Annotated in this window: 19 protein-coding genes and 2 pseudogenes; 10 read left to right on the top strand and 11 right to left on the bottom strand. The window is 71.3% G+C overall.

What is annotated here, in order from left to right; all coding sequences use genetic code 11:
* Positions 1 to 58: 58 nt before the first annotated feature.
* From IE272_RS19830 to IE272_RS39325, 5 genes are all read right to left on the bottom strand, one after another.
* On the bottom strand, positions 59 to 1267 hold the full coding sequence (locus IE272_RS19830; RefSeq protein WP_050357632.1) for an LLM class flavin-dependent oxidoreductase: 1209 nt from the start codon (positions 1265 to 1267) through the stop codon (positions 59 to 61).
* Positions 1264 to 2292, bottom strand: a complete 1029-nt coding sequence (locus IE272_RS19825; RefSeq protein ID WP_190007395.1) for an ABC transporter substrate-binding protein — start codon at positions 2290 to 2292, stop codon at positions 1264 to 1266. The genes IE272_RS19830 and IE272_RS19825 overlap by 4 nt, the downstream gene beginning before the upstream one ends.
* Positions 2289 to 3209 (bottom strand): ABC transporter ATP-binding protein, encoded by a 921-nt coding sequence (locus tag IE272_RS19820; RefSeq protein ID WP_190007394.1) that lies wholly within the window; start codon positions 3207 to 3209, stop codon positions 2289 to 2291. Before IE272_RS19820 ends, IE272_RS19825 begins: the two co-directional genes overlap by 4 nt.
* The gene (locus tag IE272_RS19815) at positions 3182 to 4072 is read right to left on the bottom strand and encodes an ABC transporter permease (RefSeq protein WP_179890680.1); all 891 of its coding nucleotides are present in this window, start codon (positions 4070 to 4072) and stop codon (positions 3182 to 3184) included. The genes IE272_RS19820 and IE272_RS19815 overlap by 28 nt, the downstream gene beginning before the upstream one ends.
* A 337-nt stretch (positions 4073 to 4409) precedes the next feature.
* The gene (locus IE272_RS39325; protein ID WP_311307964.1) at positions 4410 to 4493 is read right to left on the bottom strand and encodes a putative leader peptide; all 84 of its coding nucleotides are present in this window, start codon (positions 4491 to 4493) and stop codon (positions 4410 to 4412) included.
* 92 nt (positions 4494 to 4585) lie between these two features.
* Here IE272_RS39325 and IE272_RS19810 point away from each other — a divergent pair, with 92 nt between their 5' ends.
* Positions 4586 to 5008 carry a secondary thiamine-phosphate synthase enzyme YjbQ gene (locus IE272_RS19810; protein ID WP_050357629.1) on the top strand — a complete coding sequence of 141 codons (423 nt, stop codon included), beginning with the start codon at positions 4586 to 4588 and terminating at the stop codon, positions 5006 to 5008.
* Positions 5009 to 5181: 173 nt separating this feature from the next.
* Here the strand turns inward: IE272_RS19810 and IE272_RS19805 are convergent, their stop codons facing one another.
* Positions 5182 to 7536 (bottom strand): tetratricopeptide repeat protein, encoded by a 2355-nt coding sequence (locus tag IE272_RS19805; protein WP_050357628.1) that lies wholly within the window; start codon positions 7534 to 7536, stop codon positions 5182 to 5184.
* A gap of 325 nt (positions 7537 to 7861) precedes the next feature.
* Between IE272_RS19805 and IE272_RS19800 the strand changes: the two genes are divergently transcribed.
* Positions 7862 to 8065, top strand: coding sequence for a hypothetical protein (locus IE272_RS19800; protein WP_050357627.1), 204 nt, complete (start codon positions 7862 to 7864; stop codon positions 8063 to 8065).
* Positions 8066 to 8270: 205 nt separating this feature from the next.
* Here the strand turns inward: IE272_RS19800 and IE272_RS38740 are convergent.
* The 4 genes and pseudogenes from IE272_RS38740 to IE272_RS19790 form a co-directional block, all read right to left on the bottom strand.
* Positions 8271 to 8408, bottom strand: a pseudogene (locus tag IE272_RS38740) (IS5 family transposase); the annotation flags it as partial.
* 11 nt (positions 8409 to 8419) lie between these two features.
* Positions 8420 to 8671 (bottom strand): DUF5959 family protein, encoded by a 252-nt coding sequence (locus IE272_RS38735; RefSeq protein WP_257140403.1) that lies wholly within the window; start codon positions 8669 to 8671, stop codon positions 8420 to 8422.
* Between the two features lie 299 nt (positions 8672 to 8970).
* Positions 8971 to 13614: a sacsin N-terminal ATP-binding-like domain-containing protein gene (locus tag IE272_RS19795; RefSeq protein ID WP_050357626.1), complete on the bottom strand. Its 4644-nt coding sequence runs from the start codon at positions 13612 to 13614 to the stop codon at positions 8971 to 8973.
* Positions 13615 to 14029: 415 nt separating this feature from the next.
* Positions 14030 to 14830: pseudogene (locus IE272_RS19790) on the bottom strand (agmatine deiminase family protein); the annotation flags it as partial.
* Between the two features lie 9 nt (positions 14831 to 14839).
* Here IE272_RS19790 and IE272_RS19785 point away from each other — a divergent pair.
* From IE272_RS19785 to IE272_RS19760, 6 genes are all read left to right on the top strand, one after another.
* Positions 14840 to 15634 carry an ABC transporter ATP-binding protein gene (locus IE272_RS19785; protein WP_308433861.1) on the top strand — a complete coding sequence of 265 codons (795 nt, stop codon included), beginning with the start codon at positions 14840 to 14842 and terminating at the stop codon, positions 15632 to 15634.
* The gene (locus tag IE272_RS19780) at positions 15627 to 16424 is read left to right on the top strand and encodes an ABC transporter ATP-binding protein (RefSeq protein WP_056699482.1); all 798 of its coding nucleotides are present in this window, start codon (positions 15627 to 15629) and stop codon (positions 16422 to 16424) included. The genes IE272_RS19785 and IE272_RS19780 overlap by 8 nt, the downstream gene beginning before the upstream one ends.
* A 67-nt stretch (positions 16425 to 16491) precedes the next feature.
* Positions 16492 to 17649 (top strand): agmatine deiminase family protein, encoded by a 1158-nt coding sequence (locus tag IE272_RS19775; RefSeq protein ID WP_190007392.1) that lies wholly within the window; start codon positions 16492 to 16494, stop codon positions 17647 to 17649.
* Between the two features lie 222 nt (positions 17650 to 17871).
* The gene (locus IE272_RS19770; RefSeq protein ID WP_098891359.1) at positions 17872 to 18549 is read left to right on the top strand and encodes a DUF6338 family protein; all 678 of its coding nucleotides are present in this window, start codon (positions 17872 to 17874) and stop codon (positions 18547 to 18549) included.
* Entirely contained in the window at positions 18533 to 18679 is a 147-nt protein-coding gene (locus IE272_RS19765; protein ID WP_169808518.1) for a hypothetical protein, read from the top strand. Before IE272_RS19770 ends, IE272_RS19765 begins: the two co-directional genes overlap by 17 nt.
* Positions 18680 to 18682: 3 nt before the next feature.
* Positions 18683 to 22201: a CHAT domain-containing protein gene (locus IE272_RS19760; RefSeq protein WP_190007391.1), complete on the top strand. Its 3519-nt coding sequence runs from the start codon at positions 18683 to 18685 to the stop codon at positions 22199 to 22201.
* 20 nt (positions 22202 to 22221) lie between these two features.
* Here the strand turns inward: IE272_RS19760 and IE272_RS19755 are convergent, their stop codons facing one another.
* Positions 22222 to 23292 carry a mannose-binding protein gene (locus tag IE272_RS19755; protein ID WP_057661439.1) on the bottom strand — a complete coding sequence of 357 codons (1071 nt, stop codon included), beginning with the start codon at positions 23290 to 23292 and terminating at the stop codon, positions 22222 to 22224.
* 296 nt (positions 23293 to 23588) lie between these two features.
* Here IE272_RS19755 and IE272_RS19750 point away from each other — a divergent pair, with 296 nt between their 5' ends.
* Positions 23589 to 24269 (top strand): type VII secretion system-associated protein, encoded by a 681-nt coding sequence (locus IE272_RS19750; protein WP_050357620.1) that lies wholly within the window; start codon positions 23589 to 23591, stop codon positions 24267 to 24269.
* Positions 24266 to 25504, top strand: a complete 1239-nt coding sequence (locus tag IE272_RS19745) for a ricin-type beta-trefoil lectin domain protein (RefSeq protein ID WP_190007390.1) — start codon at positions 24266 to 24268, stop codon at positions 25502 to 25504. The genes IE272_RS19750 and IE272_RS19745 overlap by 4 nt, the downstream gene beginning before the upstream one ends.
* Positions 25505 to 25613: the final 109 nt, after the last annotated feature.

Genomic DNA, 25613 nt, shown 5'->3' with positions numbered 1-25613 from the left:
CTTCCCGTACGGGGAAGGCGCCCGGAGCCCCGATGCCGGCAGGCGTCAGCGGCGGGCCTCAGCGGCCTCCGGCGAGCAGCAGCGGCGCCCCGCCCGGAGCCGGGGCGGTCCGGCTCTCGGCGCCGGTCCGGCCCAGCAGCGGGGACGCGGGCACGGTCGGCAGCAGCCCGCGCCGGGCCAGCTCGGGGGTGACGCCCTCGCCGAACCAGTACGCCTCCTCCAGATGCGGATACCCGGAGAGCACGAAGTGCTCCACGCCCAGCGCGTGGTACTCCTCGATCCGGTCCGCGACCTCCGCATGGCTGCCCACCAGCGCGGTCCCGGCCCCGCCCCGCACCAGACCGACACCCGCCCAGAGGTTCGGCGCGATCTCCAGCTTGTCCCGCGAACCGCCGTGCAGCGCCAGCATCCGCTGCTGCCCGACCGACTCGCTCTTCCCCAGCGCCTGCTGCGCCGCCGCGATCGTGTCCGGATCGAGGTCGCCCAGCAGCCGGTCGGCGGTGGCCCACGCCTCCCGCGAGGAGTCCCGCGAAATGGTGTGCAGCCGGATGCCGAACCGGACCGTGCGACCCTGCTCCTCCGCCAGGCCGCGAATCCAGTCGATCTTCTCCTTCACCGCGGCCGGCGGCTCGCCCCAGGTCAGATAGACGTCGGCATGGGCCGCGGCCACCGGCCCCGCGGCAGCCGATGACCCGCCGAAGAAGATCTCCGGCAGCGGGTCCGGCGGCAGCGCGGTCAGCCCGCCCTCCACCTGGTAGTGCTCACCGTCGAAGTCGTACGGCTGCCCGCTCCAGGCGCCCCGCACCACCGACAGGAACTCCGCGGTCCGCGCATAGCGCCGGTCGTGGTCCAGGTGGTCCCCGAACCGCCGCTGCTCCGTCGAGTCGCCCCCGGTCACCACGTTGAGCAGCAGCCGCCCCCGGGTGATCCGCTGATACGTGGCGGCCATCTGGGCGGCCAGCACCGGGGAGATGACCCCCGGCCGGAACGCCACGAGGAACTTCAGCCGCTCGGTGTGCTGCGCGAGCGCCACCGTGGTCAGCCAGGCGTCCTCGCACCACGTACCCGTGGGAGTCAGCACCGCCTCGAAGCCCAACTGCTCGGCCGCTTTGGCGATCTGGGTCAGATACTCGATGTCCGGGGCCCGCACCCCGCTCACCGGGGTGATCCGGTCGCGCTTGATGCCGCCGTCGGTGTACGCGTGCCGGTCGACGAGCGTCCTGCCGTCGCCCCCGGTGGGCAGGAACCAGTGCAGATGGACGTTCACGATGAGGCCTTTCCGTAGGAGCGCGGTGCGGTGGAGGAAGCGGGGAGGTCACGGTTGAACCGGGTGTCGACGTAGTCCTCGAAGTCGAACCGTCGCGGAATCAGCTTCAGCTCGGCGAAGGTGTCGGCGATCTCCTGCTCGGAGGCGATGGCCGCGGCGTCGATCGCGACCGGGACGCGGGTGCCGTAGCTGAGCTTCACGGCGTCCAGCGCCACCTCGTAGGGCAGCCCGGTCTCCTTCGCCCAGACCTTCGCCCACTCCTCCGGGTGCTCGAAGACCCACTTCTGGGCCCGCTCCAGCCGGACGAGCAGGTCGCCGATGGCCTTCGACTTCTTCCCGTCCTTGAGCGAGACGGGCGAAGCGACCTGGAAACCGAGGCCGTTGACGACGCCCTCGCCGGTCGTGAGGACCCGGGCGTCCGCCGTGCGCAGGACCTGCGAGGTGTACGGGTCCCAGATCGCCCAGGCGTCGACCTTTCCCCGGCTGAACGCGGCGAGCGCGTCGGCGGGCTGAAGGTAGTTCAGCTTCACGTCCTCGATCCCGAGCCCGGCCTTCTTGAGCGAGGCGACCAGCTGGAAGTGGGCCGAACTGCCCTGCGCCACGGCGATGGACCTGCCCTTGAGCTGGGCGGGCCTCTTCAACGGCGAGTCCTCGGGCACGACGATGACCTCACCGGCCGACGAGCCGTGCGTGGCGCCGACGACGGCGATGTTCGAGTCGGCCCCCGCGGCGAAGACGGGCGGCGTGTTGCCCACGCCTCCGATGTCCACCGCCCCGGCGCTCACGGCCTCCAGCAGGGGCGGTCCCGAGGTGAAGGTGGACCACTTGATGCGGTAGCCGAGGTCGTCGAGCTCCCCGGAGGCCCGCAGGATCGCCTCGTAACCACCCTTCTGGTCACCGACGTTGAGCGTGAGGCTGCCCTTCCCGTCCGTGCTGCCTCCCGAGTTCGCGGAGGAGGCGCCGCCGCACGCGGAGAGAAGCAGGGCGAGGGGAAGGAGCAGGGCGGGCAGGGTACGGCGTTTCATGACGCGTCTCCGTGACGGGGGTGTGCGGACGATTCGTCGGGGGCCTTCGCCGGCCCCGGACCGGACGGGCCGGCGGCGACGGACGGCTTCTCATCGGCCGGTGCGCCGGGCCCACCGTGGGCACGGCCCTTGCCTTCGACGCCGCCCCCGCCCTCGACGCCCAGTTCGGTGAGCAGCCGGGCGCGCAGGTCGGCGAACCCGGGGGAGCCGACCCCGCGCGGCCGGTCCAGCGCGACGGGCGTGTCGTACGCGATGCGCCCCTCCCGCATCACCAGCGCCCGGTCGGCCAGCAGCAGGGCCTCGTCCACGTCATGGGTGACCAGGAGCACGGCGCAGCCGCGCCGCTGCCAGAGCTCGGCGACGAGCTGCTGGGCCTTGATCCGGGTCAGGGCGTCCAGCGCGCCGAAGGGCTCGTCGAGCAGCAGCAGATCGGGCTCGCGCACCAGGGCCCTGGCCAGCGAAGCACGCTGCGCCTCCCCGCCGGACAGCGTCTTGGGCCACGCCCCGGCCCGCTCCGCCAGCCCGACCTCCGCCAACGCCCCCTCCGCCACGGCGCGTTCGGGTTTGCCCGGCAGCCCGAGCAGGACGTTGCGCCAGACACGCTTCCACGGCATCAGGCGCGGGGCCTGGAAGGCGACCGCGCGTCGGCGGGGCACCAGGACGGTGCCCGAGATCTCCCGGTCGAGCCCGGCGAGCACCCGCAGCAGGGTCGACTTGCCGCAGCCGCTGCGCCCGAGCAGCGCGGTGAACTCGCCTGCCCTCAGAGTGAGATCGAGGTCGTCGATGACCGGGCGCCCGTCGAAGGCGCGGGTGAGCCCTGCGACCCGTACGGCGGCCTCCGGGGCACCGGCCGACGCCGCGGACCTCGGGTCGGGGGCAAGCGTTTCTTTCACTGGCCGGTGAAGGTCGGTCGCCATTGCAGCAGCAGCCTTTCGAGGATCCGGACGATGACGTCGGCGGTGAGGCCGAGGAAGGCGTACACGACGAGACAGACGACGATCACGTCGGTCCGGAAGAACTCACGGGCCTGGTTCATCAGGAACCCGATCCCGGCGTCGGCGTTGATCGACTCACCGAAGACGAGCGCGAGCCAGGCCGTCGCCAGCGAGTACCGCAGCCCGGTCATGGCCCCGGGCAGCGCCCCCGGCAGCACCACATGCCGCACCAGCCCCCACCGCCCGAGCCCCAACGACTCACCGGCTTCGATGAGTTGGGCGTCGACGCCACGGATTCCCGCATAGACGTTGAGGTACAGATGGAAGGCCACCCCGAGCGCGATGAGGGCCACCTTCGGCGCCTCGCCGATCCCGAGCCAGATGATGAACAGCGGGATCAGCCCCACCCAGGGCACCGTGCGCAGCATCTGCACGGTCGCGTCGACCAGATCCTCCCCGAGCCGTGACAGCCCCGACACGAGCGCGAGCGCCGTCCCGACGACCCCGCCGAGCAGGAGCCCCACGACCACCCGCTGGAGCGAGACCCCCATCGCGGCGGGCAGCGTCCCGTCGGCCACCAGATCGGCGCCGGCGCGGGCGATGGTCCCGGGTGAGGCGAGCACATCGGGATGCAGCACCCCCGTGGCGCTGAACACCTGCCACAACGCGAGCAACAGCAACGGCCCCACCGCCCGCCGCACCCACCGCGGAGCGGACCGCAGCCGAGACCGCCGCACGGACGCCGGAACCACCGCCTGCAAATCCGGCGGCGTACGGCTCGGCGCGGAGGATTTCTCCGGGGCAACGGACAGGCCGGGTGGTGGCGGCGCATGGCTGATGGTCATGAGGGCTCCACGGAAGGCCGCACGGATGCGGGGCGAAAGGCGAAAGCCGATTGGGAGGAGGTGAGGGGACGCGGAGAAGCAGGGTCGGCCAGGGCGCGTGAGCACGCAGGGGCACTCCGAACCCACACACCACGACCGACCGGAGGACGGGCGGGGCATCGGAAGGCAGGAGAAACGCGGTGTGCTCAACGGGCGCCGGGCGCCGGGCACCCGACGAGGCGGGACCGGACGCGACTACGCGACCAGGGCGACCAACACGACTACGGAAGGGCGAGCGACGCCCTACCGCAGGCGCGGCCGTGCGGCGGGAAACGCTCCGGAAGTCGCTGGGAGAACGTCAGCAGCCGCGACAACACGCGGCGGAGGCCACTCGCAGCAGGTCGATGTGACCGCGCGAAGTGAGCAGAGCTGATCGGAACATGGCGCTGAACGTAGCCATCCGGTCGGGACACGGTCAATGGTGTCTCGGAGCGTGGACGCGTCATCTCACGCCAGTGGGGCGAAGATGGAGGCATGTCCGATTCCTTCACCACCACGGTCCTGAACATCACCACGGGTACGTCCGAGAGCGTCACGGACCTGACGCGCGCCTGCGAGGAGTTCCTCACCCGCACCGCACCCGGCCGCGACGGCCTGCTCAACGTTTTCGTCCCGCACGCCACCGCCGGCATCGCCGTGCTGGAGACCGGCGCGGGCAGCGACGACGACCTGCTGGCCGCCCTCCACCACCTGCTCCCCGCCGACGACCGCTGGCAGCACCGCCACGGCAGCCCCGGCCACGGCCGCGACCACGTGCTCCCCGCCCTGGTCCCGCCGCACGCCACCCTGCCGGTGATCGGCGGCAGGCTGGAGCTGGGGACCTGGCAGTCGGTTTGCCTGGTGGACACCAACAAGGACAACCGGGAGCGGCAGGTGCGTCTGAGCTTCCTTGGCTGATCAGCGTGACGGGACTGTAGCGTCGAATCCCGGCCGCACCGAATGCCCCTTGGACCGAGCGTGATCAGCCCGTGAGCTCGGTGTCCTGGGTGCGGCGGGTCTCATGCGTCGCTGGTTGCCCTCGTACGAACGTCAGCGCGCTTCTTGGCCGACTCGCGGAGGGTGAGGACTTCTCACCACCACGGGTCGGCGATACTGCCGTCGGGCTCAAGGCCGTACTGGAGCAACCGTTGGTGGCGCGGGTTGTCGGGTCGGCTCAGCATCCAGAGCACTGCCGATTCACCCGCGGCGATCGATCTGAACGCGAGGCGGTCGGCTTCGGCATGTTCACCGGCCTCGTCCAATAGCCGGACGAGGCCCGTGAGAGCCTCGGAGTGACCAGCCTCGATGAGTTGCTGGTACAGCGCGCGGAGTCGGTCAGTCTGACCGGTGTGCCGATATGCCAGGTCCAGTTCGTTCAGGAGCAGATTGCTGCCTTCCTCGGCGACGGCACGCAACGCGTACTGCTCGGCTCCGCCCCAGTCCTCGGCTTCCAGGCGCAAGCTGCCCAGGTTGTACAGCCCGGCTGGGTCCCCGGCGTCGACCGAGGCATGGAAGAGCCGTTCGGCCTCGGAGCGGTCCCCGGCTTCAAGGAGGCGGGCAGCTCTGATCCACAAGGCTGTGGCACCGTTGCCCTCTCGCTCGTCGATGATCCGATACAGGTGTTCAGCCTGCCCCGGGCTCTCCTTCTCCAGCGAGGAAGCCAATTCCCCCAGATCCAGCGGGGTACTGAGGTCGATCATCTCGTCGTACAGACGATCAGCTCGGGCCGCGTCTCCGGCCGACCGCCATCCGTCGACGAGCTTGAGCATCGCGTTGCCGTCACCCCTGCGAGCCGCTTCCCGCGCGTGCGGTTCGGCCCCCTCTCGGTCTCCGGCACTCAGGCGCAGTCTCGCCGCATAGGACCACAGCCATTGGTGGTCGCCGCCGCGGGCGATCAAGGCACGGCACAGCTCCTCCGCTCCCTCGAAGTCTCCCGCCCTGGCGAGGGGATCAGCCAGAGTCACCACGAGAAGGTCGGCTTCGGAGGGATCGGCAGTGGCCGCCGCGATCCGTGCCGCGGCTTGGTAGAGGCGCAGAGCCGTGGAGGTGTCTCCGGCCTTCGTGCGTATATGGGCCAGTTCCAGGTGACCGCGGAATTCCCCGGTATCGGCCGCGGTCCGGAAGAAGTGGGTGGCCCCGTCGGAGTCGCCCGCTCGTGCGTGCAGTTTGCCGAGGTGGACCCAGCCGTGAGGCAGCCCGGCCTGCGCAGCGGCACGGTAGAGCCGTGCCGAGTGGCTCAGAAGGAGCCGGGCTTCGGCAGAGCCGGCGAGTGCGACGAGATCGGGCGGACTGGTCACGCTGTGCACAGCGGCGGTCCAGAAACCGGTCGGAGCCATTTCGTAGCGGAAGGTGTCCCGGGCATACTGCTCCAGGTAGTCGGCGAGCCGGTAGACCGCGCCCGACGGCGATGCCTCCCCGGGGCGGGGCTTGTGAGGCGTGAGGGGGCCGGGGACTCCCTTGCACTCCTTCCCTGCGTACTGGAGTGCTTCCTCGAACCAATTCTCACCCAGTAACTGCCACTGCTGATCGGTGAGATAGCCGGGAGCAGCGGTTCGCAGGAACGCATCGCCGATCAGCAGGCCATGCCCGAGACGCCGTGCGTCCATGGCCGCCCGGATCACCGCTTTGGCGCCGGTCGGCGCGGTCTCGAAACGCCGTACGAGTTCCTGGGCGCCGGCGAGGAACTGGGGGATCTGCCGCCCCCCGTGCTCCATAGCGAGGGCCAGACGCCGGTCCTCTTGCGCGAGCAGGGCCAGTTGCGCCATGTCTTCGTCGTCGAACTTCTCGGGTACCTCGCGACAGCGACCGTCCAGGACGCTGCGCGCATGCGCATGGGGATCGAGCCCTTCGCGTACGGGCCGCACCGTCAGAGTGGCGTGCATTTCGCGCCATAAGGTCCCGAGAATGAGCACAGGCTTGACTGTCTGGTCAGCCAGTAGGCCCAGAAGCGCACGTGCGGTTTCCTCTCCTCGTGGACCATCCAGAAAGCGCTGGGACTCGTTCATCCACAGCACCGTCCGAGGCTCGATCTCGCCCCGGTGATACGCCGCGAGGAATCCCTCTGAGTCGTAGGGCTGCCGCAGTCGCCACTCGGCGAACTGCTTGCGCTTCAGAAGTGCGTGCAGGGCTCGGGTCTTGCCCGTCGACGAGTCCCCGACCAGTACCGCCATGCGACTTGAGGTCTGGGCCTTCAAGGCATTGCCGGCGAGCCAGACGTCATGGCCACGGCTGATGTACGGGGTGAGCGCGCTCAGGGTCGGCTGACCCGGGTCGATGCTGCGGTGGACCTCCAGATGCTCCACCGCGAAGGCGTCGTCCAGTTCCGCGATGGACAGGCCGAGCGGCGCGGGTGCTTCGGCCGTGAGGTTTCTGGAACTCGTGGCTTCGGCAGCCGTGTGCAGACCCAGCAAGTAGTCCTTCTTGTCCTGGAGCTTGAGGGCCTTCATCAGCCTTGTGACCGTCCTCCGGGACGGGGGCTTGGCTACCTTCGAGCTGAGGGCTTGGTTGACGGTTGTTCGTTTGAGGTCGGCAAAGTGCCCGAGTGTCTCTTGTGTCCACCCGGTCCGGGCGAGCGCGTCCCTCAACTCCCTGCGCAATTCCTCGAGGGCTTCGGCAGGGCTCGGAGCCGCTCCGTCTCGAGACATCTCACTCCCTCTGCGCCTGTCGCGTGTTCACCGAAGTCTATTTCTGTTCACGCGAACCACGCTGAACAGCAGTTCCGCGAGATTCGGCATGACGACATCAACTGCTGTTTCCAAGGAGCTCGTTACTATGTCCGACCGCGCCGCTATGATCCTGCTCGGCCTTGCCCTGTCCGTCTTCGCCGCCGTCCTCGTGGCAGCCGGCGCCGGCTACCTCGCACGCCGCGATCAGTGCTCCTACCCCGCCGCCGTCACCCGCGCGGCGACCGCGTTCGCCGCCACCCTCACGCTTATCGCTGTGACGTCCGCCGCGCTTGTAGCCCTGAACGGGTGAACGGGGGGTCGTGTGCGGCGACAGCGCGCCTGGTGTGGGTGTGGGGCTCTCGGGTGACGTCCCCGCCCGTCGCACCGGGGGCGCCGTCGGCTACCTCACTGACACGCTGCTGCCAGGCGGCCGACGCCGGGGGCGTGTTCGGCAGGAATCTGGCGTACATCCTGGCGGCATCGGTCCCCCCGCATGGTTGCCAGAGATACGTGGTCGAAGGCGGGCGGCCTCCTCGGCTTTCTCGCCGGGCCCGGTTGGCGATCTGGTCGGCCCGCTCGGGAATCGTGTGCGGGATCCCGCGGCGGCGGAGCCGGGCGCGGATCGCCTTCGAGCTGTAGCCCTTGTCGCCCAGACGTGATCGGGTCATCTCTTCGCGATCGCCTTGCGCACGTGCTCAAGCCGCAGCCGGTTCTCCTCCAGCCACCCATTCGGCACGTCCACCGGAATCTGCACCGCGATCTGCGTCGACTGCGAGTCGTGCACAGTCACCTCCAGCGGATCCCCAGGAACCACGGGGAGTTGTGTGACTTCCTGCCAGTCCTCGTCGGTGAGTGCCGTCGCGAGATTGTCGAGGTACAGGGACGCAAGGTCTTGCCAGTGGGAGAGCCCTCTCAGTCCGGTCCGGGTCGTAGCCGTACCGCCGAGATACAGGTATGCGAGGCGGGCCTTGAGCGGTAGGGAGCTGGTCAGGAGTGGGCCGGGTCATGATTCTCCTACTGGATCTCGGCGGCGTGCCGCGGCCGGAGGGCTCCGTCAGGCCGACCATATGGGCGGGATCGGACCCGAACACGGCCTTCAGCCCTGCGATCGCAGCGGCATCCCGGATCTCCGCGAGGTCCGGGCCCAGCGCGGCGAAGGGCGGACCCGGTTTCGCCATCCCCGGATCGTGGAGCGTCTGTTCGGGGCGCCAAACTCTAACGGTCCGAGCCGGGCCACTCGTACACGGTCGCTTCCACTGTTCCGTCCCGTACGCCCTTGAGACGGACGTCCGTCGGGGGTTCGACTTCGAAGCGGTGTACGGGGTCGTTCACCAGGCGGAGGGTCGGCCTGCCGGCGCCCTTCTCCAGGTGTGAGGCGATCACGAGCGTGTAGTTCTCGCCTTCGCTCCAGGCCCGGACGAACTCGGCGCGTGTCAGGGTCAGTTCGCCGGGCACCACACCCCCGTGGGCCTTGATCTCGTAGAAGCGGCCGGTCGAGTCGTAGGCATCGGCGCCCATGCCGGACGCACCCCGCTGGTCGTCCAGCTCGACTCCTCGCTCTCGCAGGATCCGGCGAAGAGCCTGGATGACGAGCTCTTCCTTGTCGTGGTCCGCGTAGCCGAGCGGTGAGGCATGGCTGCGGGGCGAGGCCCCTCCGGGCCTGGGCCGGGGGAGCGGGGTTCCGTGTCGGCCCGGCGAGGGGTTCGCCGGCCCTGCGGTACCGCCAGGGAGGCCGGCCGGTGCGCACGGAGTGCTCGTGCGGGTGATGCTGCCGGGCGGGGCGTCGAAGGTGGACGCGTCCACCAGGGGCCGTGCGGCCGGCGGTTGCTGTGGGCCGGGCACGGAACCGGATCCGGGGTTCGCGGGCGAAGGCCCGGCCACCGAACCGTTGCGGGGAGCCGGGATGACGGCGGCCGGGCCGGTGCCGGCGCCCCGTTGAGCGGATTGTTTACCGTTCGGCAGGGGCGGGACAGAGGTCCGCTGTGTGCGCCGGTGCAGTTCTTCGGCGAGCCGCTGCCGTTCCGCGAGGTCCTGCTGTCCCGACGACGTGAGCGTGATCCCGGGCTCTGCCCCCACCAGGTGTTCCTCCCAGACATCCCGCCAGCTGTGGCCCACGCGCGACCTTTCCTCCGCGAAGTGGGCGGCGATGGCCGTGCCCGCACCCGCCTTGGTGGTCAGAGCCGCGTTCGATCTCAGGAACAGGGTGTTGCGACCGCGGTCGATCTGCGCTTCGACAGGGAGCTCGATGGGTGCGTGGGCGTCTCCCGGGTCGAGGCGGATCATCAGGCCGGGGAGCAGCCGGACCTCCAGGCCGGCCAGCCAGGTCCAGCCGGTGAAGGCATCGGCCGTCTCGGGCTCGTCGCGTACCAGAAGGTCCTGGAGCGCGGCGACTCCTCGCCGGAACTCTTCCGTCAGTCTCGCGTCCGCCGACTGGTTCAGGAGGGCGTCCCCGGCCGTGTCCGTGCCTCCGGGCTCGTATGTGACCTGGGCGCCCGCTACGTCCAACGGTGTGATGTGCAGTGCACCGAACAGTGCCGTGAACTGCTGTACGTTCCCGCCCGGCTTCCAGAGCGGCAGACGGCTGGTCAGAACCCGCTCGACCCCGGAGTCGGCCACGGCGAACACCGCTCGGCCCTTGCCCTTGACCCAGCCCGCTGTGGTCCACAGCGGCAGACTCCGCAGTCTGCTCTGCAGCCCGGGCGACATGGGCTTCTCGTCGGAGCGGATCACGTCCCGCAGACGGCGCAGAGCCTCGAGCATGACCCTCTCCTGCTCGGCGTCCGGGATGGCGCCGGTCCCGGAGATCTCCCTCAGCACGTCGATGAGGTCATCGAGTCCTGGTTCGGGGATGCCCAGTACCTGCCACAGGGGATCGATGTCGGACCCGGTCAGGGCGAAAGGACGGAACCCACGCAGGATCGCGGGCCCCTGGAAGCACCTGCCCGATTCGGCCCACCCCTGGTCGGTCAGGACAAGGTCCTCGTAGCGGAACTCGTTGCGGATCTGCTTCTCCAGTGCCGTGTGAGCCGCATCTGCCGAACGGCGCGTAAGGCGTCGGGCAAGGGACTGGTAGACCAGCAGCGCCTCCACTCTCAGGCTGTCCGGCACGTCGGCCTCGGTTCCGGCCTCGTCGTGACGGTGCCGGAGTTCACGCAGCCGTTCCATGAGCCGCGGAACGTCGGGGTCGCCGGAGATACCGAGAGCGGTGAGAACCTCCGTGCGGGTGGACAGGGCCTGATGGATCTCCGGATGCAGGTATCCGGGGTCCTCGGGTCCGTACAGGGCCTCTGTGTCCGGTGTACGCAGGGTGAGTTCGGCCGGTGGCCTGAGTCGGCCGACGCCGTCCTCCAGCCAGGCGGTCTCCCGGAGCAGCCATACCCAGATGGCCGCCGTCTCGCCCCTGAGGTTCCACTTGTAGTGGCCCCGAGCCATGGGGACGACGGCCTGGTCCGAGGCGGTCAGCAGTGAGGTGAGGGTGCGGAGCAGGGCGGCCGTGCGGCGTCGTCGCTCGGCCACGTTCGTCTCGGCCGCGATGTTCTTGACCACGGCGGCGATGTCGCTGCTGGTCAGGTCGTCCAGGGTGTGGTCGGCTCCCGCAACCATCAGCTGCTGCCACCGGCCCGCGGCGGACCACCTGCAGTACCGTGCGAGGCCGAGACGGGAGTCTCCCGGGTACGTCTTGGTGTCCGCCGACCTCTCGCGCACCGCAGTGACCCGGGGCACGTCGGCCACGCCCAGCAAGCGCAGGAAGACCGTCCTGCTCAGGCCGCCTGCCCGGGCGGCGGAGAGAAGCGTTCGAGCGTAGGAGCGGCGCACCCAGATGAGGCCGGGAGTCCTGCGCGCAGCGACCTCGAACCGGTCTCCGTCAGCGCTCTCCAACGCCTGGGGGAGGTAGGCGGCGCCGGGCATCACACGGCGGGACTGTTCGGTTCCGTCCTTGTCGTACGTGATCCCGTTGAGGAGAACGGCCCGTCCGATGCCCGGACCGAGCGGGTCGCGGAGCTTCTTCGGCATGTCGCCGAGTGCCTGCTGCAGGGCGACGAGCCGGGCTGTCTCCGTCGCCTCGTCGCCGTCGGCAAGTCGTCCGCCGGCCTTTCCGAGCCGGGAGACGATCTTCAGCACGGCCGCTGTGTCGTCGCGGCGGACCAGGCAGTCCCGCCGCCGCAGCCACGCGGTGACGGTCTTGGCCCAGGCATTGTCCTCCGCGTAGGCGGGATGCAGGTCCAGAACGACACCCAGCAGGTCCAAGGGGCCGGTGGTCCCGCCGGCCGCGTCAGCGAACGCGTTCTCCGCTGGTTGCGGCCGAAGCCGGCGCCCGTCGGCGGTGGCCAGGCATGTCCGGCCGGCCAGCGCATGCTCGAGGCCCGCCTCGACGGCGACGGCGGCGAGCCGCACGAGTCGCGCGGTGTCCTGCCACTCCTGGTCGGCGAACAGGCTGAGCGCGTCCATCACCCGCACCTCCGGGCGCAGCTCCGCGGCACCCTCCGCACGCCAGTCCGAGAGGACCTCCCGCCAGCGGCCCGCGCGGTCGCGGACGGCGGCCGGCAAGGTGTACGGGGCTTCGCCGAGCCGGGCGATATCGGTGGCGTCGAGGACCGCCGACAGCGCGTCCTCCTCGACCGCGAACTCGGTCAGCAGGGCGGTGGGGCCGCCCTCCGCGACGGGCAGCGCCAGTTCGGCGGCGAGTGACTGCCGTGCGCGGGTGAGCAGCGCGGTGCGGATCCGGTCCTGGAGCAGGGTTGCCGGCGCGGAGCCTGACGGGAGAGCGAGGGGCACGAGGTGCCACGCTGTGTGATCCACACTCTCCAGAACGTCGCGTACGGCGGCTGTCCACAGGTCGGCGATCACGGGGACGAGCTGCGTGTTGAAGAGGCTGCTGGCGAAACCCTCGCGACTCGCAACGGGGTCGAACTGGGTGTGGACGCGGGCCGCCAGGTCGAGCGGGGCCACGGGAAGGCCCGCGTGGACGCTGCCGTGCGCCCCGTGCTCCAAGGGCAGCGCGACACTCACGGGTACGAGCGGGCCCAGTGCCTTGTGGCTCCGCTCCCAGTCGGGGTGCGGTTCGACCTGGGCCGTGTACACCCGCCACAGCGCTCCGTCGGTCGCCCGGGCGTGCTGCACACTCACCTCGTGCTCGACGCCCTCGATCAGGAGCCGACGCTCTGTCACGTCGGCCCGGATCAGGGACAGTACGGTGCTCTGCCCGCCGGCCGTCACCTCGAGGCTTCGGAGATGACGAAGGAAGAGCAGGGAGGCGTCGTTCCAGTCGTCGAACCATGCGTGGAGCTGGCCCGCGGTCAGAGTGCCGGGTGTCAGCGGGATACGGAAGACGGTCCACTCGGGTCCGGAGATCTCGGCGGGGAGTTCCGGCGGTGCCACGGGTTCGAGGCCGGTACCGGAGAAGCGTACGTGGAAGGGGTGGCAGTGGACCTCCCAGACCGTGGTGAGAGTCCTGAGCGTGGACAGCCCGATGCCGAACCGGCCGGTGCTTTCGGCGTCGGCTGTCTTGCCGCTGAGCCAGGGCATGCCGAGCGGGAGGACATCGGCCAGGTGCAGGCCGGCTCCGTCGTGGGCGATCAGCAGATGGTCGGAGCGCAGCAGGATGCGCAGCTGCTCGGCTCCCGTGTCGTCGGAGTTCTGGACGAACTCCGACAGGACCTGAAGCCGGTCGGTCGAGAGCGTCTTGGCTCCGTGCAGTGCGCCTTCGGCCATCTTGCGGTGGACCCCGCGGCCGCTGCGCAACCCCTGATCGAACAGCCGGACAGCGCGTGCGGCCTCGGCGGGGGTCGGCACGTCCACGTCGACCGATGCGTCCGGATCTTCCAGAAGCGTGTCTACCGCGGCTGCGAGAGCATCCACGTCCGTACCCCTCTCCATTGGCGCCTTTGATGTCGACAAGCCTGGAGTCCGGGACGGCTCCCGATGGTCGGACTGACGTGATCCAGCCATGTGCGTGAGGTGCCGCGGCGTACGGTGCGGTTCGGTGGGACGGCGATCATGCAGGGGCGCCGGCAGCGGAGCGGATGACACCGGGCTGCGGCAAGGTGCCGAACGCGGCGGAAACTGATGCCGATCGCTCCTCGGTTGTCAGACCGGCTTGGTATAGCGGCGATGGGGTCGGCCGCCGTGCTCGATTCCGCGCCGCCGGGTTGCGCAGGGCCGCGACCGGTCGAGGTCCCACGACGAGGAGGAGGCTCCCGAGGCGACGAGTCCGGCGCGGGTGGGTGACTGCCGTCTCGCCGCGGCCGCGACCGTTCCGCGCGGCGGCTGGGGGTCAGTCGACCGGCTTGCCGGGCTGGTCGTGTGTGGCGCAGTGGATGCCGCCGCCTCCGGAGGCGACGGTGTCGATCACGACCGGCACGATGTCGCGATCGGGGAACTGCTCCTGGAGGATTCCGCGGGCCCGGTCGTCGGCCTTGCGGTCGCCGAAGCGGGGCATGAAGACCGAGTCGTTGGCCACGTAGAAGTTGGCGTAGGTCGACACGAAGTCGTCTCCTTCGCCGGTGATCCTGTCGAGGTCGGGTTGCGGCAGGTCGATCACTTCGAAGCGTCGGCCGCGCGCGTCGGTCGCCTTGCTCAGCACCGCCCTGGCCTGGTCGGCGGCGCGCGACCAGGAGTCCGGGGGAGTGCCGGGGAAGGCCTGGTCCAGCAGCACCACGCCCGGCGCGGTGAAGCGTACGAGGCTGTCCACGTGGGCGTCGGTGATGTCCTGGCCGCGCACGCCCTTCAGCCACACCACCTTCTCGACACCGAGGGTCTCGATGAGGTCGGCCTCGATGTCGTCCCGGCTCAGGCCCGGGTTGCGGTTCTCGTTGACGATCGAGCTCTCGGTGATCAGCAGGGTGCCCTCGCCGTCGGTCTCGAAGGAGCCGCCTTCGGCGACGAGCGGGGCTTCGACACGCGGGATCCCGTACTTGGTGAGCAGCGTGCGGCCGACGCGGGCGTCGTTCGTGTGCTCCTGCTTGTCGCCCCAGCCGTTGAAGTTGAAGTCGACCCCGATGACCTCGCCCCCCTCCTCGACGAACACCGGGACCGTGTCGCGGGCCCACATGTCGTCCACGGCGAGAGGGATGACGCCGGGCGGGTGGCCGCCCTGCGCGCGGGAACGGCCGCCATGATCTTCCAGGACCCGCGAGCGGCCATCAACCCGCTGCGTCGCATCGGCGACTTCCTCACCGAAGGCGTCGTCCTCCCCAAGGTCATGAGCAGGCCCGACGCGACCGCCCGTGCGACCGAACTCCTCCACGCCGTGGGCGTCGACGACTCCATCCTCGACACGTACCCGGGCCAGGTGTCCGGCGGCATGCTCCAGCGCGTCATGATCGCCGGGGCCCTCATGGGCGACCCCTCCCTGCTGCTCGCGGACGAGCCGACCACGGCGCTCGACGTCACGACCCAGGCCGAGGTCGTCGCCCTCCTCGCCCGGCTCCAGCGGCGATTCGGTACGGGACTGCTGTTCGTCACCCACGACCTCGACCTGGCCGCCGCCCTCAGCGACCGCGTCTACGTCATGTACGCCGGACGGATCGTCGAGAGCGGCCCCGCGAACGACCTGTTCGCCCACCCCCGCCACCCCTACACCGCGGCGCTGCTCGCCTCCACACCCCGCCTCGACGCGCCCGCCGGCCGGCTCGCCGCCATCGACGGCCAGCCGCCCGATCTGCGTACGCCCCTGACCGGTTGTCCCTTCGCCCCGCGCTGTCGGCAGGCCACGGAAGCCTGCGACCAGCAGGAGCCGGATCTCCGATCGATCCCGGACCGACCCGGACACCGGGCCGCCTGTCATCACAGCGACCGCCTCGAAGGGATCGAGGCCCCACACGTGATCGAAGACCTCGAAGGCAACGAAGACCTCGAAGGGAGAGCCGCTGATGTCTGAGCCCGTACTCCAGGCCGTGAACCTGACCCGTGCCTACGGAACCGTACGAGCCGTGGACGGCGTGTCCTTCACCCTGCCCGGAGGAGGATCCCTCGGCATCGTGGGCGAATCCGGCTCCGGGAAGACCACCACCGCCCGGATCGTCGTGGGCCTCGAACAGGCCGACTCCGGCGAGGTCGTCGTGGGCGGACGGAACCGGTCCACCCCGAAACGCGGACGGGCCCACCGCCTCGCCCGCGCCCGCGAGGTCCAGATGGTCTTCCAGGACCCCTACCTCTCCCTCGACCCGAGAACCTCCGTCGAATCGGCCCTGCGCGAGACCCTGCGCCTGCACTTCCCCGACCGGGACCCCGCGCGTCGCGTGCGTGAACTCCTCGGCCACGTGGGACTCGCCACGCGGGCGGCCGACGCGAGGCCCGGGCAGTTGTCCGGCGGTCAACGCCAACGGGTCGCGATCGCACGTGCCCTCGCGGTGGAGCCCGCCGTCCTGGTCCTGGACGAGGCCGTCGCAGCCCTCGACGTGTCCGTCCAGGCACAGATCCTCAACCTTCTCGCCGACATCCGCGAACAGAGCGGTATCGGCTACCTCTTCATCACCCACGACCTGGGCGTGGTCCGCCACGTCACCGACGACGTCATCGTCATGCGCCACGGGCGGGTCGTCGAGGCGGGCGTCACCGCCGATGTGCTCACCGCGCCCCGGCACCCCTACACACGACTGCTCCTGGACTCCCTGCCGCACCCCGGCTGGGATCCGGAGCGGATCGCCGCCGCCCGGAGGGCTCTGTGACAGCCGGTCACCGAGCCTTCCCCGTAACGCCCGCAGTCCTTCGCGGGCAGACCACAGGAGGCATCACGTGAACACCGACACCCCCCGCACACCTTCGACGCCCGGGCCCAACCGGCGCAGATTCCTGGCGGCCGCCGGGCTGACCGCCGCGGGCGCGGCCCTGGCCGCCGTCCAGAGCCGGGCAGGCGCGGCACCGGCCCGCCGCCCCGCCGCCGGCGCCTTCCGCGTCCCCGTGGAGGACGTCCGCCACACCCGTACGTGGATGGCCTGGCCCGACAGCACCGCGATCTGGAGCGGAGGAAGCCTCGCCGGCATCCAGGCCGACATCGCGCTGATCGCCCGCACCATCGCCCGGTACGAGCCGGTCGTCATGTGCGCCAACTCCGCGAGCGCGGCCAGGGCGCGCTCGCTGTGCGGTACGTCGGTGACGGTCATCAGCTCCATCCCCGTCGACGACTGCTGGATGCGGGACACCGGCCCGGTGTTCCGCACCGACGGGGCCGGCGGCCTCGACGCGGTGGGTCTCAACTTCAACGGCTGGGGCAACAAGCAGACCCATCGCAAGGACGCACGCGTCGCCGGACACATCGCCTCGTACGCCGGAGTCCCGTTCACCGCCGCTGACTTCGTCGGCGAGGGCGGCGCCATCGAACAGGACGGTGCGGGAACCCTGATGGCGACCCGCAGCAGCCTGCTCAACCGCAACCGCAACCCCGGTATGTCCGAGCAGACGCTGACGGCCGAGATGTGCGAGGCGTACGGCGCGTCCAAGGTCATCTGGTTCGACGGCGTCTACGGGCAGGACATCACCGACGACCACGTGGACGCCACATCACGCTTCCTCGCACCGGGCGAGGCCCTCGTCCAGATGCCCCTCGCGACGGACAACGACGCCTACGCCAAGGACGCCCGACAGCAGTTCCGCATCCTCACCGGGTCGACGACCGCCGGGGGCGGTCCGATGGACGTGACGCAACTCCAGGGACCGGACTACGACAGGATCCGCTCCACCCACCCGGACTTCCTCGCCTCGTACGCCAACTACTACCTGTGCAACGACGCCGTCATCTGCGCCCACTTCGGCGACTCCCGCGCGGACGCGGCGGCGAAGGCCGCGCTGACCCGCCTCTACCCCGACCGCGCCGTCGAACAGCTGAACATCGACCGCCTCGGCACGGGAGGCGGCGGCATCCACTGCGTCACCCAGCAGCAGCCCGTGCCGTAGCGACAACTGACCCGGATCCCGGCGGGCGCCGCCGCCCGGCAGGGGCGATCAGCCCCTGCCGGGAAGTGCCGGGAAAGGCCGTCACCACCTCGGCAGTTGTCGTCGGGGTCGCGTCCCCGACGCTGCCTCCCCGTAGTCGCGGAAAGAAGCGTTCTGCCGATCGCGGAGCGCGCAAGCCGGTAGCGTGATGGAACGGAGTCCTCACGACAGGGGGTTGGTGAGGTGCAGGCGCCCGCGACCGTCGTGCAGCTCGCTCTGCTCGTCCTTCTGGTGCTGCCCGGGATCACCTACCAGTTCGTCCGGGAGCGCCGCCGCGGGCCGGTGCCCGGTGAGCGTGACCTGGGCGAGCGGGTGCTGCGGGCGATCGTCGCGTCGATCGCGCTGGACGCCCTGTACATCGTGGTGGCGGGGCCGGCGCTGGTTCGCCTGGCGCGGGGCGCCGGCGGCGGCTGGGACGGTTTCGTGGAGCGGCCGCGGGCGGTCGGCCTCGCCGCCGTGATGCTGTTCCTCGTCGTGCCGGCCGTGGCGGCGGTCGCCGTTTCCCTGATGGATCGGCAGCGACGCAAGGCCCGGTTCCTGAGCACGCCCAGCGCCTGGGACCACGCGTTCCGCGACCGCGAACCGTGCTTCGTACGCGTGCGGCTCAAGGACGGCAACTGGGCGGGCGGCTGGTACGGCGACCGGTCGTACGCCTCCTCGTACCCCCACCCGGCCGAGCTGTACCTCGAATCGGCGCGGGTGATGGGTGCCGACGGGGCGTTCGGCGCGCGCGTGCACGGGTCGGCGGGCCTGCGACTGAGGGCGGAGGACTTCGACGTACTGGAGTTCGTCGAAGCCGGAGAACCGGCGGCCGTGCCGGATGAGGAAGAGGGGAGAAGCGGTGATGGCGCACGAACCTGAGCTCTCGCCCGAAGAGGCGGCGCTGCTGCAGGAGGCCGAGGGACGGGGCTACACCCCGAAACGCAAGGTCGCCGAGCCGGACGAGGCACCCGCCGGACCGGCCGGCACCTCGCAGGGCAACGAGGACTGACGCGTGGGTGGGGGACCCGTGAACGGCCCGGCCGAGCGGTTCTGGGAGGCCTTCCGCGTGGCCCGGCACAGCGCGGACCCCGCGTCGATCCAGAAGGCGATCGATCTCGGCCACGCCCTGCTGGCTGCCGAGGACGGGGCCGAGCGGCGCACGATCCTGTCGAATCTCGGGGGCCTGCTGCAGACCCGCTACCACCAGACCGGCGACTTCGCGTTCCTGCAGGAAGCGATCCGGGCCGTCACGGAGGCCTACCTCCTGGCGTACGAAAGCCCGGAGGCCTCGGCGGGCTACGCCAACAACATCGGCATGCTGCTGCACACCGCGTTCCAGCGGAACCAGGACCGCGAAACCCTGGCCGACGCGCTGGACTGGAGCCGGACGGCCGTCGACGAGGAACCGTCCACGAAGAAGGCGTTCTACCTGGGCAACCTCGTCGTCGCGCTGAGGACGGCGTTCACCGTGACGGAAGACCTCGCCCCCCTGGCGGAAGCCGCCGGACACGCGCGGGCCGCCGTCGCATGCTCCCCCGATGACGCGTCCACCGCCAGGAGCCTGCACTTCCTCGCCGTCGTCCTGCGCGACTGGTCCCAGGAGACCGGGGAGACCGGTGTCGTGGAGGAAGCCGTCGACGCCGCGCGGCGAGCGGTGGAGCTCACGCCGGCCGGATCGTCCGACGTGCTCGACCGGTTGAAGAACCTCGCGTACCTGCTCGACGACCACTACCGGGCCCGCGGGGCGCGGAACGTTCTGGCCGAACTGCTCAGGGTCCGGCAGACGCTGATGGCCCACACACCGATCACCGATCCCCGGCACTCGCAGAACCTCACCGAGCTGACGACCACGGAACGGGACTGGGCCGCGCTCACCGGCGAGCGCCCGGAAGCGGACCGAGGCTGGGAACGCGCCGACACCGAAGCAGACGTGTGCGGCCGGTACGCCGCCGAGTTCCAGCAGAACCGGGACCCGGCCCTGCTCGACCGGGCGATCGGACTCGGGCGCTCGGCGGCGGCCGCGACCCCCGCCGGGCACCCCCGTCGGGGTGTGCGGCTGGACCACTTCGCCTCGGCGCTGGCCACCCGCGGTGAAGAGTTCGGGGACCACGCCGCGCTGGCGGAGGCCGTCGGCGTCCAGCGGGAGGCGGTCGCGTGCACGTCGGCGGGCCATCCGCTGCGGGTCCAGTTCATGGGCAACCTCGCCGTCAACCTGAACGCGTTGTTCCGCGCGACCGGGGACCTGGCCCACGTCATGGAAGCGATCGACGTCGCCCGCCGTGCCGCCGAGGCCACGGCCGGGCAGGGCGACCACCCGCGTTCGCTCGGAATCCTCGCCGTCGTGCTGCACAACCGGTTCCGGGTGACCGGCGAGCTGCGGGTGTTGTCGGAGGCCGTCGACCACGCGCGGGAGTCCGTCCGCCTCGGCGCGAGCCTGGTCGCCGGGCAGGCCCAGCGGCTCTCCAACCTCGGCGCCATGCTGTCCGACTGGTTCACCAGGACGGGCAGGGCGAGCGTGCTCGACGAGGCGATCGCCGCACACCGCGCGGCCGCGGACGTGACGGCGGACGACGACCCGGGCCGGGCCGTGCGGCTCGCCAATCTCGGCGGTGTGCTGGGCATGGCGTACGAGAAGTTCGGCGACCGGAACGCGTTGCGGGACGCGATCGCCGCACGTCGCGCGTCCGTGGCCGCGACTCCGCAGGACAGCCCGCACTGGCCCGGGTACACCGCGAGCCTGGCCGGCGCGCTCGGCGACTGGTGCACGAACCCCGTCGCACCCGCCGCCGCGCGACGGGAGCCACCGGATCCGCACCTCCTCGCCGAGGCGGTCGGCCTGGCCCGGAGCGCGGCGCGCGGGCCCGGGCAGGACGCCTACTCCCGGGCGGGTCTGCTGACCGGCGTCGCCAACGTCCTGGTGCTCGGCTTCCGGCACCTCGGCGACGGCGACGCGCTGACCGAGGCGCTCGACTGCTACCGGGAGGCCGCGGCGTCCACCGGATCGCCGGCGGAGAGGCGGGCGGAAGCGGCGGACCGGTGGGGCGGTCTGGCCGCCGAGGCCGGGCAGTTCGACGTGGCCGCCGAGGGGTACGCCGCCGCGGTCCGGCTGCTGCCCCGGCTCGCCGGGCGCCGCCTGGGCCGCGAGGACGCCCAGTACTGGCTCGGCCGGTTCGCCGGGGTCGCCGCCGACGCGGCCGCGTGTGCGCTGGCCGCCGACGACGCGGTGAGCGCGGTGACCCTGCTCGAATCCGGGCGCTGCGTGCTCGCCGCCCAGGCACTCGACAGCCGAGGCGATCTCTCCGACCTGCGCGAGCGGGCGCCCGAGCTCGCGGAACGCTTCCGGACGCTCACCGCGGAGTTCGAGACCGACACCACGCGCGACCGCGTGGCCCTAGCCGACGAGCTCGACGCGGTGACCGACCGCATCCGCGCGCTGCCCGGGATGGAGCGGTTCCTGCGGCCCCCGCTGCTCACCGACCTCACCGCGCAGGCGCACGAGGGCCCGATCGTGTACGTCAACGTCAGCCGGCACCGGTGCGACGCGCTGATCATCACGCCGGACGGGGTCCGCTCACGCGCCCTGGACGGGCTGAGCGAAGAGAACGTGAGCCACCGCGTGCGTGCTCTGCACACCGCGTTCACGGAGGGACGGCTGGCCGCCGAGCACACCATCCACGACACGCTCGAATGGCTGTGGGACACCGTCGCGGGCCCGGTGCTCGGCGAGCTGGGGCTGACGACGGAACCGCCCGCGGACCGACCGTGGCCGAGGATCTGGTGGGCCCCGGTCGGGTCGCTCAGCCTGCTGCCCCTGCACGCGGCGGGCCACCACCGCGACGGCGGACCTGTGCTCCTCGACCGCGTCGTCTCCTCGACGACGCCGACGATCCGCGCTCTGGGCCACGCCCGCGCCGGCCGCCGCGACGACCGGGACGAGCCGCGGATGCTGGTGGTCGCGATGCCGCACACTCCGGACGCCCCGGACCTGCCCGGCGCACAGGCCGAAGCCGACCACCTGGCCGCTCTCCTGCCCGGCGCCACGGTCCTGGTCGGCGCGGACGCGACGCGTGACGCCGTTCTCGACGCCCTGCCGGCCAGTGGCTGGGCGCACTTCGCCTGCCACGGGTACAGCGACCCGGACAACCCCTCGGACAGCCACCTCGCGCTGCACGACCACGACCGCGCGCCGTTCCGGGTGCTGGACCTTTCCCGATTACGCCTGCGGAACGCGGAGTTCGCGTTCCTGTCCGCCTGCGACACGGCCCGCACCACGGCGCGCCTGTCCGACGAGGCGATCCACCCGTTGGCGGCCTTTCAGATAGCCGGGTTCTCCCAGGTGGTCGGGACGCTCTGGCGCGTCGACGACGCGGTGGCGCCGGCCTTCAGCCGGCAGATCTACGGCGAGTTGATCGCGGACCGGTCCGGCGCGCTGTGCGCGTCGGCGGCGGTCCACCGCACGGTCAGGCGGCTCAGGACGACATATCCGAACCTGCCGTCGGTGTGGGCCGCACACGTCCACGCGGGCGCCTGACCACACGCACGCCGCGCCGGTCAGGTCGACCAGACCACCCTGCCGTTGTGCACGACGACCACCTTGGCGTCGGGCCTCAGGACCAGCTGGGCACCGCCGAAGTCATGGGTTTTCGAGGCCCAGATGGCTCGGTCGTCGCCGTTGTGGACGACCAGGTTGCCGTCGGGCTGGAAGATCGCCCGGTGGTTCTCGCCGAAGGTCATGGCAGCCCAGATCGGCTTGTTCTGCTCGTTGTAGACGACGAGGTTGCCGTCCTGCTGCATCGTCATACGGATGCGGTTGGTGGCCCAGGACTGGCCGACCCCGATGGAGCTGGTCGCGGAGACCGTCTGGGTGCCCCAGTCCGGCTTCGGGGCCGCCTTGGGCTTCGGTTTCGGTGAGGCCTTCGGCTTCTCGGCGGGGGCGCTCGTCCGGGGCGCGGGCGTGGGCGCCACGGGTGCGGGAACGGCTTTCGGCGCGGTGGTCCTCTTCTGTTCCGTCGGGGACGGCGTGGGTTTCACCGCCACGTAGTCGTCCAGGGCCGCCGGGGCCGATTCGGCGTCGAGGACGGTGTCGCCGCTCCCGGCGACCGGTGCCGTGGTGTGACGCGGCTTCTCGTCGTTCGCGCTGCCCATCAGCAGCACGGGTATCGCGACCAGGGCGGCGCCGACGAACACGGCTCCCGCCAGGACCGGTGTGCGGGGGCGTCCCCTGTCGGCGACGGTGAGGGTCGTGGTCTCCGGCTGCGCGGCGACGGCCGTCGCCAGTCCCATGCCCTCCGTGCGGCCCTCGGGTGGATCGGTGGTCTCGCCCGTCGACGGGTCGGACGGGGCGGCGGCCGTCGGGGGATCCCCGGCCCCTGCCGTTGCTCCGGCCGGAGCCCGCGTCTCCTCCGTCCCGGCGGTGGCGGCGGTGGCGGCGGGTTCGGTCCGGGTCTTCTCGGCCCCGGCCGTGGCTTCGGCCGGTGCCGGGGACTCCTCGGTCCCGGCCGTCGCGGCGGCCTCGCTCCGGGGCTTCGGCGCCTCGGCCGGTGCGGCGGGCGGCGGGGAGGCGGAGCCGGACTTCTCGGCGGCGGCCGGCTCGGTGCCGGGGGCGGGGGGCTCGGGGGGCATGCGCTGACTCCTCCTCGGGGGCGTGCCCAACGTAGTCCGTTCCGGGAGCGGGGGAGGCCACTCGCCTCGATACGCCCCGGTCGCTTTGTCGTCCCACGCCTCACTGGTCCCGGAAAGTTCCCCACTCGGGCAGTAAACGGGCAGGTGGAAGGCCGATACGGGCTTCCCGCCGGGCCCCGTGAACGGAGCTCGTATGACATCCTGTTGACTGCCCGATCTGATCACTGTCGACGGCGTGCCGAGAGTGTCTTCCGACCGTCCGGCACCCAAAAATTCTTACGGAGCCAAGAGTTCAGGTGGAGATACCGCTCGGAGAGCGGCAACAGGACGGGCAGAGCGTCCCGTTGGCCCTTGCGGATGCCTCCCTGGTGCCGGAAGCCGTGAAGGACGCTGCCCGTCGTGCCCCGGGACACTGGATCGGAATCGTCGATCCGGAGTGGACGTCGACGCGGACGCCGCCGGAGTGGGCCGTGCTGGGGGAGTGGCAGTCCGACGAGAGCGGGGGCGTGGGCGAGTACCGCGCCAATCCCGCCTACCGTCCCTCGGCCCGAGTCCTCGGCTGGCCGGAGCCCACCGACCCGGTGGACGAGGCGGCCCAGCGGGCCGCCACCGGGTACGGCACGGTGGACGAGGCGCTGGCCGCACTCGCGGAGGCGGACGTCACCGTCGTACGCGGGCCGGACGGCGGGCCCCTCATGGCCGCAGGGCGGGACGGGGCGCCGGTGGTGCTCCTGTTCACCTCGCCCACACACGCATTCATGTCCGCGGCACTTCACCATGACACCCTGCCCGCCGGGGAGCTGGCCCGGTCGGTGGCGGCCACCGGCGCCCTGTTGTCGGTCAACCCCGGCGCCGCGGCTCCCCTGCTCGTTCCGGCCGACAGCCTTCTCGGGCCCATGAGCTCCGGCCACGTGACCACGGCCGACGGCCCCGACCCGACCGAACCCTCGCCCCACACCACAGGGAGGACCCCGTGACGCGTTCGTCGTCCCAGCAGACCCCCGCTTCCGCGTCCCCGGAGGCCCGCGCGGAGTCCGGCGCCGAGAGTGAGGGGGCGGCCGCGAGCCCGGCCGAGAGCGTTGCTCCCGTCGGGCCGGCCGCTCCTGACGCGCCCGACTCCGCTCCCGTACAGGCGAAGAGCGAAGCCGCGGAAGCCGAGCCTTCGGCGACCGGGAAGCCCTCGGAGTCCGGGAAGGACGAGAAGACCGGGAAGCCCGAGGGAGGTGAGAGCCCCGAGGCCCCGGCCCCCGACGGCGGGACCGCGACCCCCGGGGCCGCCGCCGCTTCCGACTCCGAGACCGACCCCAGCGCCTCAGCGGCCGCCCAGAGCCGCCTCCCCGCCCTCGTACGGACCATGACCGCCACCGCCATCGGCCAGCCGCAGCAGGAGGCGGGGCCCGTGGGGCGGCCGGGCAGGGCCGCACTCGCGGGCGCGGCGGTCGTGGGAGCGGTACTCGTGTCGGTGCCCTTCCTCGTGCTCGCCGGCAACAACGACGAGGGGCCCAAGCAGACGAACGCCGCCGCGGCCGGGACCGTCCTCGACGGAAGCGGGCCGGAGGCGCCGGGCGAGTTCGCCGTCACCGCTCCCGAGACCAGTGCGCCCGCCGAGGACGGGAAGGGGAAGAAGGACGAGGCGAAGCCGGAGAAGGCCGGCAACCCCGTGCCGGTCGTCCCCTCGGCGGACGGCGGCAAGGAGGAGGCGAAGAAGGGCGACGGCTCCAAGGACACGGCGGAGAAGGCCGGCTCGTCCAAGGCCCAGCCCGAGAAGGAGAGCGGCGGCGGTAAGAACCAGCCTGCCAAGGCCCAGCCCGCCGTCACGTTCAGCGGGCCCGTCTCCTTCCGCAGCCACCTCTCCGGCCGCTGCCTCGATGTACCCGGTCACAACTTCAACGACGGCCAGCCGCTCTTCATGTGGGACTGCAACGGCGCCGACGCCCAGAAGTGGCGCTTCGGCTCCGACGGCACGATCCGGGCCAGGGACAAGTGCCTTGACGTGGCCAACGCGAACTTCAACAACGGCTCCCGTATCCAGCTCGCCTGGTGCAACGGCGCCGACGCCCAGAAGTTCACCCTGAACGGCGCCCACGACCTGGTCAACACCGCCGTCGGCAAGTGCGTCGACATCCCGAACCACAGCAAGGGCAGGGGCCCGGAGACCTATCTGATCCTGTTCGACTGCACGGGCAACGACAACCAGAAGTGGAGCACCTGACCCCGACGTCCGGATGCCGGGAGCCCCGCTCCCGGCATCCGTGCGCCGCACCGGGCCAGGCATGATGGCATCGCCGGACCGCCGACCCGCGTCCCCGGCGAAGAGGGGC

Source organism: Streptomyces anulatus (assembly GCF_014650675.1).
In the GTDB taxonomy this organism is placed as follows: Bacteria; Actinomycetota; Actinomycetes; order Streptomycetales; family Streptomycetaceae; genus Streptomyces; species Streptomyces anulatus.
Note: the sequence above shows the minus strand (reverse complement) of the source record. Positions and strands in the feature narration are given on the sequence as shown.